The 12,107-nt window shown below is 72.8% G+C and carries 11 protein-coding genes; 8 read left to right on the top strand and 3 right to left on the bottom strand.

Annotated features, from left to right (window positions below; translation table 11 throughout):
* Nucleotides 1-13 precede the first annotated feature (13 nt).
* The 3 genes from ACQP1S_RS02825 to ACQP1S_RS02815 all read left to right on the top strand — a co-directional run bounded on the left by ACQP1S_RS02825 (nt 14) and on the right by ACQP1S_RS02815 (nt 1,518).
* Complete coding sequence (locus ACQP1S_RS02825) at nt 14-277, top strand: hypothetical protein (RefSeq protein WP_432902632.1); 264 nt, start codon at nt 14-16, stop codon at nt 275-277.
* A gap of 177 nt (nt 278-454) precedes the next feature.
* On the top strand, nt 455-736 hold the full coding sequence (locus ACQP1S_RS02820) for an SCO0607 family lipoprotein (RefSeq protein WP_176738948.1): 282 nt from the start codon (nt 455-457) through the stop codon (nt 734-736).
* A 581-nt stretch (nt 737-1,317) separates the two neighbouring features.
* On the top strand, nt 1,318-1,518 hold the full coding sequence (locus ACQP1S_RS02815) for a helix-turn-helix transcriptional regulator (protein WP_432902628.1): 201 nt from the start codon (nt 1,318-1,320) through the stop codon (nt 1,516-1,518).
* Nucleotides 1,519-1,548: 30 nt separating this feature from the next.
* Here ACQP1S_RS02815 and ligD (ACQP1S_RS02810) read toward each other — a convergent pair whose 3' ends face one another.
* Nucleotides 1,549-2,469, bottom strand: coding sequence for a non-homologous end-joining DNA ligase (ligD, locus tag ACQP1S_RS02810; protein WP_432902625.1), 921 nt, complete (start codon nt 2,467-2,469; stop codon nt 1,549-1,551).
* The gene (ligD, locus tag ACQP1S_RS02805) at nt 2,462-3,400 is read right to left on the bottom strand and encodes a non-homologous end-joining DNA ligase (protein WP_432902622.1); all 939 of its coding nucleotides are present in this window, start codon (nt 3,398-3,400) and stop codon (nt 2,462-2,464) included. The genes ligD (ACQP1S_RS02810) and ligD (ACQP1S_RS02805) overlap by 8 nt, the downstream gene beginning before the upstream one ends.
* Nucleotides 3,401-3,485: 85 nt before the next feature.
* Here ligD (ACQP1S_RS02805) and ACQP1S_RS02800 point away from each other — a divergent pair, with 85 nt between their 5' ends.
* The gene (locus tag ACQP1S_RS02800; RefSeq protein ID WP_432902619.1) at nt 3,486-4,526 is read left to right on the top strand and encodes a Ku protein; all 1,041 of its coding nucleotides are present in this window, start codon (nt 3,486-3,488) and stop codon (nt 4,524-4,526) included.
* A gap of 65 nt (nt 4,527-4,591) precedes the next feature.
* Here the strand turns inward: ACQP1S_RS02800 and ACQP1S_RS02795 are convergent, their stop codons facing one another.
* Nucleotides 4,592-4,780, bottom strand: coding sequence for a hypothetical protein (locus ACQP1S_RS02795; RefSeq protein ID WP_432902616.1), 189 nt, complete (start codon nt 4,778-4,780; stop codon nt 4,592-4,594).
* A gap of 154 nt (nt 4,781-4,934) precedes the next feature.
* Between ACQP1S_RS02795 and ACQP1S_RS02790 the strand changes: the two genes are divergently transcribed.
* From ACQP1S_RS02790 to ACQP1S_RS02775, 4 genes are all read left to right on the top strand, one after another.
* On the top strand, nt 4,935-5,582 hold the full coding sequence (locus ACQP1S_RS02790) for an FKBP-type peptidyl-prolyl cis-trans isomerase (protein WP_432902613.1): 648 nt from the start codon (nt 4,935-4,937) through the stop codon (nt 5,580-5,582).
* A 142-nt stretch (nt 5,583-5,724) separates the two neighbouring features.
* Complete coding sequence (locus ACQP1S_RS02785; RefSeq protein ID WP_432907738.1) at nt 5,725-6,549, top strand: SCO6745 family protein; 825 nt, start codon at nt 5,725-5,727, stop codon at nt 6,547-6,549.
* A gap of 304 nt (nt 6,550-6,853) precedes the next feature.
* A complete protein-coding gene (locus ACQP1S_RS02780) occupies nt 6,854-8,641 on the top strand; it encodes a hypothetical protein (protein ID WP_432902611.1) in 1,788 nt (595 codons plus the stop codon).
* Nucleotides 8,638-12,087: an AMP-binding protein gene (locus ACQP1S_RS02775; RefSeq protein ID WP_432902608.1), complete on the top strand. Its 3,450-nt coding sequence runs from the start codon at nt 8,638-8,640 to the stop codon at nt 12,085-12,087. The genes ACQP1S_RS02780 and ACQP1S_RS02775 overlap by 4 nt, the downstream gene beginning before the upstream one ends.
* Nucleotides 12,088-12,107: the final 20 nt, after the last annotated feature.

Raw genomic sequence — 12,107 nt, 5'->3', positions numbered from 1 at the left:
GGAAGGACTCGCCATGCCACAGCCGTTCCGCCGCAGGCTCACCCGCCTCGCGGTGGTCGCCACCGCAGCCGCAGCCGTCAGTTTCACGGTCCAGCCGGCCCCGGCCGTCGCCGTGCCATTCGATTGGAACGGCGCTTTCGCCACCTACGACGAGTGCGAACTCTTCCGCCAGGATGTCGTCAGCGCGGGTGGTGAGGTCATGGGCGGCTGCGTGTACCGCACCCTGCCCGACAGCCAGTACAACGGCTGGTACTTCCGGGCCTGGCAGCCCGGCTAGGACCACCGGGCGACCGGATCAGGGCGCGGCACCGGCGAATCCGAGGAATCGTCCCCGCGTGCGAGGGAGCAGGACCGGACCGACAGGGACACCCCTCGCACGCGGGGGATCTCCGGCCCACCGGGTCGAGTACGCGTACGCATGACAGTGGTCGTCACCGCGACCAGGATGGACCACATGCGAATGCGGATCATGATGGCTCTTGCCGGGGTCGGACTGAGCGGGCTGATGGTGACCAGCGGCTGCGGCTATCGGGAGAACATCTGTGGCGATGGCCAGTACCCGGCGATCGCGGTGGGCGGGCAGGGCGGCAGCGCCTGCTTCCCGGACGGGCAGGAACCGACCTCCCCCTACGTCCGCTATCCGGAGGGCAAGGTGCCGCAGCACGTCGACGACGAGTGGGACGTCTACTGGCGGGACCACGGCATCGACGCGAACGGCGCCGTCATCGACAGGTGACCCGGTCGGCCCCGCCCGGCCACCGCTTCGACCAGGGAAGACGGGCCGAAACGACGAGGCCGGCGAGCCAGCTCACCGCCGGCGTGTCGCCGGTCGTTCACGGCGACGGCAAGACCCAGCAGGCCGTGCCGCTGCCGGCCGAGATCGCCGCCGGGCTGGGCAAGCAGGCTTCGAGTACCGGCCGCGACACGTGCGGCCTGTTCAGATGTGTTGCGTCCACCAGACAACCTGGGGCGCACCATCTTGGGTGCAAGGTACGTTTGCTCACTGGGTCCACTCCTCGTTAGTGGATCAAGGCTCGGGGCCGGAGTTGCGCGCTCCTGCCCGAACCGCCATCGCTTCTCTTCTGGTCCTCGTGCGGGTCCAGGTCGTGACCACTGGTTCGCCGTTGTCACCCGGTCCAGTGGCGGCCTTCACTCCACTGGACGTGGTTCACCACCGCGTCCATCGCGTGGACACCCGATAGACCTCGAAGTCAACCTCCATCCAGGCGACGACCCCACCAGCCTCACTTGCCACTTCGCCACCGTCAAGTAGCCAAGTGTCGAAGTGGCAACCCAGTTTGTGCCTACGTTCGCGACGTGAGACTTGCCGCGTTGGCCGACGTCGCCGAGATGCTCGGTGGCGTGTCACGCACGCGGGCGACCGAACTCGTCCGGAGGCCCGGATTCCCCGAACCGGTCGATGTGGTCGGCAACGGACGCATGCGGATCTGGGACCGCGACGCCGTCGAGGCGTGGATCAGGGAGAACCGGCCGCACCAGCAGGCCGAGGACCAGTAGCAACCACCAGCCGTCAAGCGCTGACCCGGCTCACTTCGCCCGCACCCCCGGTAGCTCGGGGCCGCCGTCGAGCAGCGGCGCGAGCAGGTCCCCCCACTTCTCCACCCGTCGCAGCACCTCCCCCGCCGCGTACGGCTTCGCCGAAGGTCGCTTCCCCGCCGCCCCCGCCTCCACCTCGTCCCAGGTCAACGGCGTGGACACCGCCGGGCTCGACTGCGCCCGCAGCGAGTACGGCGTGACCGTCGTCTTCGCCGCGTTGTTCTGACTCCAGTCGATGAAGACCTTCCCCGGGCGCAGGTTCTTCGCCATCCGGGAGACGACCAGCGTCGGGTGTGCCTGTTCCAGCTCCTGCGCGATCCGTTTGGCGTAGTCGGAGACGACCTCGGCGTCCTGGGTGGCGCTGATCGGGCAGCAGAGCTGCATGCCCTTCTTGCCGGAGGTCTTCGGATACGCGGACACCCCGTCGAGGGCGAGCCGGTCGCGCAGCAGGATCGCCACCTGGCAGCACTGCCGCAGGGTCGCCGGCGGACCGGGATCGAGGTCGACGACCATCAGGTCCGGGTGGGTGCCGATCCGCCACTGCGGGGTGTGCAGTTCGAGGGCGGCCAGGTTGGCCAGCCAGACCAGGGTGGGCAGGTCGTCGGCGACCACGTAGTCGATGGTCTCCCGGCCCTTGCTCGACCCGGGCACGGGCAGCGTCTCGGTGCGTACCCAGTCGGGGGTGGCGGCGGGGGCGTTCTTCTCGAAGAACGAGCCGCCGGTGACGCCGTTGGGGAAGCGGATCCGGGTCAGCGCCCGGTCGGCCAGGTGCGGCAGCAGCACCGGCGCGATCCGGGTGTAGTAGTCGATCACCTCGCCCTTGGTGAAGCCGGCCTCCGGATAGAGCACCTTGTCCAGGTTGGACAGGTCCAGCGCCCGGCCGTCCACCTCGACCCGCACCCGCTCAGGCATCCTCGACCTCCCCGGGCGGCTTGTCGGGGCGCAGCCGCAGCACCCGGGGGAACCGCAGCCGCCCGTCCGGGGTGCGCTGGCCGTACTTGACCTCCACCACGATGAGGGGGGTTACCCAGATCGCCCCCCGGGCGTCCTCGCGCGGCACGTCCCCGGCGAACGGCGCTCCGTCGACGCGCAGCGGTTCGAGCGCGCCCAGCAGGTCCCGTTCCAGGGCCGCGCCGATCCCGCCGCCGACCCGCCCCCGGTAGGTGAGTCGCCCGTCCGGGCCGGGCACCCCGACCAGCAGCCCGCCGATCTTCCGTGCCCCGGGCCGCCAACCGCCGACCACGAAGTCGCCGGTCACCTCCAGTTTGACCTTGACCCAGTCCGGCGAGCGCACCCCGGGCCGGTAGACCGAGTCGGCCCGCTTGGCCAGCACCCCTTCCAGGCCGTGCTCCCCGGCCGCCTGGTAGGTCGCCGCACCGTCGGGGAAGGAGGGTGGCACCGCCCACCGTGCCGCCCCCAGCCCCAGGCCGTCGAGCGCCGCCCGCCGTTCGTGGTACGGCCACCCGGTGAGGTCCTCGCCCCGCAACCGCAGCAGGTCGAAGATCATGTAGGTGACGGGGATCGTCGCCGCCAGCCGGGCCGCCTTCGCCCGGTCCCGCACGTGCATCCGCTCCGCCAGGGCGGTGAAGGAAGGCTGCCCGGCCGGGTCGAAGAGGACCACCTCACCGTCGAGCAGCGCGTCGTCGACCTGCTCGGCCAGGGTCACCAGCTCGGGGTACGCGGCGGTGATCGTCACGCCGGAGCGGGCGTACAGGTGCGGGTGGCCGCCGACCAGGTCGGCGAGCGCGCGTACCCCGTCCCACTTGAACTCGTAGGCCCAGCCGGCACCCACCGGGAGCGGCCCGGTCATCGCGAGCATCGGCTTCAACGGCGCGCCGGGCACCTGTCCGACTGTAGTTGCGCACGGAAGCGCGTGCGGGGGCTTCGATCGTTTGCGATCCTGGTCAGATCGGGGAGAGGAGCAGGGGATGCGGGCGATCTGGAAGGGAGCGGTGTCGTTCGGGCTGGTCTCGATCGGAGTGAAGCTCTACTCGGCCACCGAGGAGAAGGACATCCGGTTCCACCAGGTGCACCGGGACGACGGCGGCCGGATCCGCTACAAGCGCACCTGCTCGGTCTGCGGCGAGGAGGTCAGCTACGACGACATCGCCAAGGGGTACGACCTCGGCGGTGGCGAGCTGGTGATCCTGACCGACGCCGACTTCGCCGACCTGCCGCTGACCAGTTCCCGGGCGATCGACGTGCTGGAGTTCGTCCCCGCCGAGCAGGTCGACCCGATCCTCTACAACAAGGCGTACTTCCTGGAGCCCGAGGGCACCGCCACCAAGCCGTACGTGCTGCTGCGGGACGCGCTGGCCGACTCGGAGCGGGTGGCGATCGTCAAGGTGGCGCTGCGCCAACGGGAGCAGTTGGCCACCCTGCGGGTCCGCGACGGGGTGCTGCTGCTCAACACGATGCTCTGGCCCGACGAGGTGCGTACCCCCGACTTCGGTTTCCTGGACGAGGACCTCAAGGTCCGCCCGCCGGAGCTGGCGATGGCCGCCTCGCTGATCGACTCGATGGCCGGGGAGTTCCAGCCGGACGCCTTCACCGACGACTACCGGGCGGCGTTGCAGGAGGTCATCGACGCCAAGGTGGAGGGCCGTGAGGTGGTCCAGCCGGCGGAGGAGGAGGCCGCACCGGCCGCCGCGGTGGACCTGATGGCGGCGTTGAAGGCGTCCGTCGAGCGGGCCCGGGTCGCCCGGGGCGAGGCACCGGCGGGCGGGGCCGGTGAGCCGACGCCGATCTCGTCGGCCCGGTCGGCCAAGCAGGCGGCGAAGGCCCCGGGGTCGAAGGCCGCACCGGCCAAGAAGACCCCCGCCCGCAAGGCCGCCGCCGGCAGGACCCCGGCGAAGAAGACGGAACCGGCGAAGAAGACCGCTGCAAAGAAGACCACGGAGAAGAAGGCCACCAAGGCCCCGGCCAAGAAGACCGCCGAGAAGAAGACGGCCCCGCGCAAGAGCGCCTGACCGGGCGGGTTGCGCCGTTGCCCCGGCACGACGGGGAGCCGTCCCGCCGGGGTCCACCCCGTCGGTCAGCCCATGCCGAGCTTCTGGGTGCGGGTGACCCGGACGATCACCCGCTCCTCGCCCGGTCGCCGGAACGGGTAGCTGTCCTGCCCGAGGTATTTCCTGGCCAGCCGGTCGATGTGCGCGTCCGCGCCCGCGGTGACGAAATCGGCGGGGCCCTGGTCGGAAACCCACCGCCGGACGACGCCCGCCACCCGGAAAGAAGGGAGGGAACGGGAGGCCCCGGCCCATTCGAGGGCACGACGGGCGGGCGACGGCCCACTCACGGCATCGATCCGGGTACCGTGTGCGCTGGCCACGGAACCGGGTCGCCGGGCCGGCCACCCACATCAGCAGGGAGTCGAGGACGTGAGCGAGCGTACGGAGAACCGTTCGGCGGGCGAGGGCCAGGGCTCGGAGACGAAGGCACAGCGGCGGCTCGCCGCCCAGTTGGCGGCGCAGAAGGCCGCCGAGGCGCGCAAGCGCCGGCAGGCGTGGCTGGGCGCGGTGGCCGGCGTGGCCGTCATCGCGGTGATCGTCGGGGTGTTCGTGGTGGTGCGCAACGGTGAGAAGGAGGACCCGAAGCCGGCTGCTGCTCCGGTCGGCTGCGCGGGTGACTTCCCCAAGCTGCCCGAGGGGGCCGACCAGGCGCTCTGCACCAAGCCGCAGGCCACCAAGGGCGAGGGCGAGCTGAGCGGGCTGAAGGCCACCCCGCTGATCCGGGGCACCGGCCCGGCCGCCCAGGCCGGCCAGCAGATCACCGTGAACTACGTGGGCGTGTCGTACAAGACCGGTGAGGAGTTCGACGCCTCCTGGAAGCGGTCCGAGCCGTTCTCCTTCGGCCTCGGCCAGGGCAACGTCATCCCGGGCTGGGACCAGGGCATGCAGGGCCAGACCGTGGGCAGCCGGGTCCAGCTCGACATCCCCGCCGACCTGGCGTACGGCGACAAGCCGCAGCGTCCGGGAGCGCCGTCCGGCCCGCTGCGGTTCATCGTCGACGTGCTGGCGGTGCAGTAGACCACAGGGGTCTTCCGGCCCGACACCTACCGGCAGTAGGTTCGGGGTCACCGTGGGCGGCCGGTCCGTGCCACGGTGACCCCCCACCGACCCGGAGGTGTGCGTGCCGGCGCTGGACGTTCCCGGGCGGACCGCCCGGGTGATGTGGACGCACGTCGAACCCCTGCACGCGATCACCTACTTCCACCCCCGGGCCCGCGCCGCCCACGAGGCGATCGGGCTGCGCGGCTACTGGCGGGGCTACTTCGCCGGTCGGGCCGCCCCGCTGGGCCCGGTGGACGCCGCACCGGTGATCGCGGCCTTCTTCACCTTCGCCCCGCCGATGGTGAGCCGCGCGCTGCCGGCGGTGTGGCAGTTGGCCGCCCCCGAGGAGGCGTTGCGTGCCCGGCTCACCGGGGCCGTGCAGGCGCTGGCGGAACTCACCTACGAGCTGCCCGAGGCGCACCTGGCCGAGGCGGCCGAGCTGCTGGAGGCGGCGACCGTCGGGGCGGACACCGCCGGCCGGGTGCTCGGCGCGGCCAATGCCGCCCTGCCCCGGGGCGACTACCCGTTGGCCCGGCTCTGGCAGGCGGCCACCACGCTGCGTGAGCATCGGGGCGACGGGCACGTGGCCGCCCTGGTCGCCGCCGGTCTCGACCCGGTCGAGACGTTGGCCTTCCGGGTGGCCGGGGACATGCCGGCGGAGCACCTGCTCGGCCGGGGCTGGACGCCGGAGCAGTGGGCGCAGGCCCGGGCCCGGCTGGCCGACCGGGGTTGGCTGACCGGCGATGGCGAGCCCACCGAGGCCGGGCGTAGCGGCTTCCAGGCGGTGGAGGACGCCACCGACCGGGCCGCCACCCGCCCCTGGCGGGCCCTCGGCCCGGACGGCACCGAGCGGCTCCGGGAGTTGCTCGTCCCGGTCGCCCGCGCCTGCCACACGATCATCCCTGCGGACAGCCCGATCGGGCTGCCCGCCCTGCGCCCCTGACCACGCCGATCCCGGCCGCTCGGACGGGTCGCGGTTGATCGTGCCGGTCCGGGCCGGTCGCGACCCCTGCCCGCCCGGTCGGCACGATATTGACACACCTATTAACCTCAGGATTACCGCGACGTCGGGAGCGCTCCCACGCCGTGGTGGAGAGCCGTCCCCCAATCCCCGTGGCACCGCCACGCACCCACCACTCTCCAGGTCGGCTGCCGGTCGCCGCCGCCCCATCGACCACCGCAACGACGACCGCCGTGCGGGCCGGCTCCTGTGCGCCGCAGCCTGCCCGGTCGCGAAAGGTAGGAACGTGCGACGTACGAAGACCGACCAGTGGAGCCAGGAACTGCGCGACGTACGAGACCCCGCCGAACTGTTCGGTGGGAGCGCACAGACGGCGGTTCTCCGCCTGCTCACCATGGCGGGCAAGGTGCCCTTCCGGTCCGCCTTCGACGGGCTGACCCTGCGCGAGCAGGCGTTCGTCCGGCACCTGCTCGGCCGGCAGCAACTGCGGCTGACCCCGCCCGGCGTCGACGCGCCGGCCGCCCGGTTCGTGCTGGCCCACTCGATGCTCGGCAAGCTGACCGTGCACGAACCCGCGCGGGGCGACCTCCCGACCGAGGAGGTCGTGGCCGAGATCGCGCTGCCCGGGTGGATGACCGAGATGCTCGACGAGGAGTGCCTGACGGCCGAGGCCGAGGAGGAGCACCAGCGTTACGAGCTGGACCAACTGCTGCACGCCTGGCACACCGACGGCAGCCTGTCGGAGCGGCTGGAGGAGGTCATCGACTGGGTCGAGCGGGTCGAGACCGTGCTGGTCTACGTCCAGCGCCGGGTGTTCTCCCGCTCCGACTCCGGTTCCAGCACCCTGATCCGCGACGGCGTGCTGCCCGCGCTGCGGGATCGCGCGCCGGCCGACTGGAGCCCGGAGGAGCGGCTGTTCGTGGCCGCGATCCAACTGCTGTTCCGCACCGGCCGGGCGGTCCGGTTCGAGGAGTTCAACGGCCGCCAGCTCAGCGCCGTCGGCCTGCGGCGGGTGCTGACCACCCGGTGCGCGGCGTACCTGCGGGCACTCGGCGAGCCGGTCACCGGGCAGGTGAGCACCGCGACCCTGGCCGAGCTGGCCGCGTTCGCGGGTGACCTGGTGGAACTCGTCGACGGCGGCGACCACATGCGGTACCGGCGCGTCAACGGGCTGACCTACGCCAAGGACGAGTACCTGCTGCCGTGGGCGCAGGACCAGCGCAGTCAGGCCGAGTTGCCCCGTACGCTGCGCACTCTCACCGACACCCTGACCGGGCCGGTCGACGACGGGAACCCCTCCACCTGGGTGCGGCACGCCACCGCCGCCGCACTGCGTACCGCGCACCACGATGGTGACGAGCACGGGCTGACCCGGATCCTGGAGGGCATCGTGCTGGGCGCGGTCGTCGATGCCCACGCCGACTACGGCATGTCCAGTGGCATCCGGGACCTGTCCCGGCTGAGCGGGCCGGCCGGGCAGTACGGCGAGGAGGTGGCGGGCCTGAAGAAGCCGGACTTCTTCTGCTGTGTGCTGCCCAGCCCCGAGATGGCCGCCGAGCTGCCCGGCGACGCCGTCACCGACATCCTGTGGCAGGTCGCCCAACGGATGATGTACAACCGCTGGCACTTCGTGCCCGGCAACTTCGACCGGATCGAGGTGCCCCGGCAACGGCACTACTTCTTCCCGCCGCTGGTGCCCGACATCGGCGAGTGGGGCGATCTTCGCCACGGCGGTCACAGCACCGCCCGGGTCCGCTACACCCTGCGTGCCCCCGGCGCGGCGATGTGGAAGCAGCCGCTCACCGTCGCCGGCCGGCAGTACCGGGGCGCGTTCGACATCCGGCTGGTACGCATGGACGGCCCACCGTTCACCCTGGACGACCTGCGCATCGCCTGCCGGTACTCCGCCCTGGTGGACGTGTTCTGGCGGGAGATCGCCGGTTACGCCGACGCCCACGACGGCTGGACCCCGACGATCACCTCGTTCGGGGCCGACTGGTACACGAAGCACACCTGGCACGAACCCGTCGGGCGACTGGTCGCGAGCACGCAGACGGTCGGCGGGCGCGCATGAGCGCCGGCCCGCACCAGGTCGTCGTCAACGAGGAGGACCAGTACTCCCTGTGGCCGACGGACCGGCCCGTGCCGGGCGGCTGGGCGACGGTGTTCACCGGACCGGCCGAGGCGTGCCTGGCGCACATCGCCGCACACTGGACCGACCTGCGGCCCGCCTCGCTGCGTACCACCGGGGCGACCCCCTCGCCCGACGGACGGCGGGGACCCGCCACCGTGGACGCCGCGCGGTCGGTCGCCACCGGGCCGCGCGGTCCGATCGACCAGGTGCCGCTGCACGTGCTCATCGACGACGCGCTGGCGGCCGATCCGGGGCGGATCGCGGTGCGCTGGGCAGGGGTCGAGGTCACCGCGGGCGACCTGCTGGCCCGGGTCCGGCACACCGCACGGGTGCTGCGGGCCCACGGCGCGGGGCCGGAGACACCGGTCGCGGTGCTGCTGCCCCGGTCGGTGGACGCGGTGGTGGCGATCCTCGCGGTGCTGGCGGCCGGGTCGGCGTACCTGCCGCTGTCCGTCCACGATCCGGCGGACCGGCGGGCCCGGATCCTGGCCGACGCGGGTGACCCGGTGCTGCTGACCGGACCGGAACACCGGGGGTTCGCGCCCGCCGGTTACCCGGCGGCCGTGCTCGACGTGTCGACCCTGCCCGACGCGCCCGACGGTGACGGCGGTGACGGCGGCTGCCGGGTGGAGAACCTGGCGTTCATCATGTACACCTCCGGCACCAGCGGAGCCCCCAAGGGCGTCCTCGGCACCCATCGCCAGCTGGTCAACTACGTGCGCTGGTGCGCCGGGGAGTTCGCGTTCCAGCCGCAGGAGCGGGCGGTGCTGCACGCCCCGCTGTACTTCGTCGGCTCGGTGATGACCCTGTTCACCGCCCTGGTCGCGGGCTGGGAGCTGGAGGTCGCCCCGGAGCCGGTCGCCTTCGACGACCTGATCGCGCTGACCGCCGCCGCGCCGTGCGGATTCCTGAAACTCACCCCGTCGCACGTGCGGGCGATGACCGCCCTGGGCGGCGTGGACGACGTCGCCCGTCAGGTCATGATCGGCAGTGAGCCGCTGTACCTGACCCCCGAGTTCGACAGGTGGATCAGCAACAGCCCGAAGTCCGGCTTCGGCAACCACTACGGCATGAGCGAGACCGTCGGCGCCACCTGGTACTGGATCGGCGCGGACCGTACGGTCGGGCGACGGCTGCCGGTCGGCGCGCCCATCCCCAACGCCGAGGTGCACATCCTCGACGAGCAGGGGCTGCCCGCGCCGCTCGGCGAGACCGGCGAGATCTGCCTGGGCGGGGCCGTCATCGGCCGTGGCTACCACGGCCAGCCGGTGCTGACCGCCCAACGGTGGATCCCCCACCCGGCGGGCGGCGGTGCGCGGTTGCTGCGCACCGGGGACCTCGGCCGGTTGGGGCCCGACGGGGTGCTGGACGTGCTCGGCCGCGCCGACCGGCAGGTGAAGATCCGTGGTCAGCGCGTCGAACCACCCGCGGTCGAGGACGCGCTGCGCCGCTGCGCCGGTGTCGCCGAGGCGGTGGTGATCGCCGAACCAGCCGGCCACGACCTGCACCTGGTCGCCTACCTGCGGTCCGAGGAGGAGTCACGGCCGACCGAGGCGCAGCTGCGGGCCCACGCCGCCGGTCTGCTGCCGGAGGCGTCCGTCCCGAGCCGGTTCCACTACGTCGCGCAGTACCCCCTCACCCCGAACGGCAAGGTCGACACCCGTCGGCTGCCCGCCACCCCGACGGTGCGGCCCGCGCTGAGCACCACGTACGCCGCGCCCTCCGGCGAGCTGGAGACGGCGGTGGCGGCCGTGATCGCCGGGGTGCTGCGGGTGGAGCGGCTCGGCGTCGACGACGACTTCTTCGAGCTGGGCGGCGACTCCATGCAGGTCGTCGAGGTCGTCACCCGGCTCGACGAGGAGCTGGGCCTGCCGGTGGGCATCGCCGACCTGTTCGACCGCCGCACGGTGCGCGCCCTGGCCGCCGTGCTGGACGGCCACGACACGCCGACCGCCGGGCCCCCGACGGTCCACCCGGTCGACCCGGCGGATCAGTCGACCCCGTCCGGGGTCGGTCAGCCGGCGGCCCCGGACACGGCGATCCAGGCGCGGTTCTCCGGAGCGCCCGCCGCCTCCGCGCCGCTGACCTGGGGTCAGGCGGCCATGTACCGGCCCATGCAGTGGTTCGGGGAAGCCAGCAGGGACTTCAACATCAGGCGGGTGCTGCGGCTGACCGCCCCCGTCCCGGCCGAGCGGGTCACCGCGGCCTGGTCGGAGCTGGTGCTGCGGCACCAGGTGCTGCGGACCCTGATGACCGACGACGGTGACGGTCCCCGCCAGTACCTGCGGACCGACGGGACGTACCCGCCGCTGGTGCGTGACACCACCGCCGACGCGCTGACGGAGGCCGCCGACGCCGCCGCCGCCGAGCTGGCCGGCACCGCGTTCCAGCTGGACCGGGAGTGGCCGGTCCGGTGGGCGCTGCTGCGCGTCGACGGTCTGGTCGAGGCCGTCGCCGTGGCCGCGTCGCACGTGTCGCTGGACGGCTGGTCGCTGGAGCTGCTGCTGGCCGAGCTGCGCACCCTGGTCGACGGCGAACGTGCCCTGCCCGCACCGGGCTGGCAGCCGTTGGACCAGGCCACCTACGAGGCCTCACCCGCCGGGCAGCGCCGGGCCCGCCAGTCGCTGGCCTACTGGCAGGCCCGGCTGCCCGCGGTGCCGCACCGGATCTTCGACGGACCGGAGCAGGACGGGGGCACGCTGCCGGTCGTGACCTGGCGGATGGAGTCCACCGCCGTGGCCGCTGCCGCCGCCACGCTGGCCCAGCGCACCGGCGCGTCGTCGTCCACGGTGGTGCTGACCGCCGCCCTGCTGGTCCAGGCGGCGCTTACCGGCCGGGACCGGGCCGTGGTGAAGCTGATCGCGGGCAACCGGAACACCCCCCGCCAGCGGCAGCTCGCCACCGGCATCGCCCAGAACGCGCTGCTGGTCTTCGACGTCGGCGACGGCGATGTCGAGGACGCCGTCCAGCGCTGCTACCGCGACTCGACCGAGTCCTACTTCCACGCCACCTATCCGCCCGACGCGTTGGACGACCTGATCGCGGCCGAGGGCGCCCAGGCCGACCTGTCGGTGTACTTCAACGACTCCCGGATGGGCCGGGACTTCGACGTGCCGGCGGGCCCTCCCGACCGTGCCACGCTGAAGGAACTGGCCGCGCACACCACCGTGCGGCAGGTCGCCGCCGTCGCCCGCCACGACATGACCTTCTTCCTGGCCATGCCCCACCTCGCCGGCGGCTGCGCGCTGCACCTGCTGGCCGACACCCGACGCGTACCCGCGGCCACCTGCGTGCGGGCGCTGCGGGGCATCGAGACGCTGCTGTGCGAGGCGGTGCTGCGGCCGGTGCCGGTCCGGGACCTCGCCGCGCTGCTGGACCTCGGTTGACCCGCCCACCCCACCGCAAG

Source organism: Micromonospora matsumotoense, assembly GCF_050951065.1.
Lineage (GTDB): Bacteria > Actinomycetota > Actinomycetes > Mycobacteriales > Micromonosporaceae > Micromonospora > Micromonospora matsumotoensis.
This window is presented reverse-complemented; position numbering and strand designations above follow the sequence as displayed.

Bases quoted from the DNA above. Each gene is read 5' to 3' on its own strand.
- ACQP1S_RS02820 (WP_176738948.1), top strand. From the start codon at position 455: ATGCGAATGCGGATCATGATGGCTCTTGCCGGGGTCGGACTGAGCGGG.
- ACQP1S_RS02785 (WP_432907738.1), top strand. From the start codon at position 5,725: ATGTGGACGCACGTCGAACCCCTGCACGCGATCACCTACTTCCACCCC.
- ACQP1S_RS02800 (WP_432902619.1), top strand. From the start codon at position 3,486: ATGCGGGCGATCTGGAAGGGAGCGGTGTCGTTCGGGCTGGTCTCGATC.
- ACQP1S_RS02775 (WP_432902608.1), top strand. From the start codon at position 8,638: ATGAGCGCCGGCCCGCACCAGGTCGTCGTCAACGAGGAGGACCAGTAC.
- ACQP1S_RS02825 (WP_432902632.1), top strand. From the start codon at position 14: ATGCCACAGCCGTTCCGCCGCAGGCTCACCCGCCTCGCGGTGGTCGCC.
- ligD (WP_432902625.1), bottom strand. From the start codon at position 2,469: ATGCCTGAGCGGGTGCGGGTCGAGGTGGACGGCCGGGCGCTGGACCTG.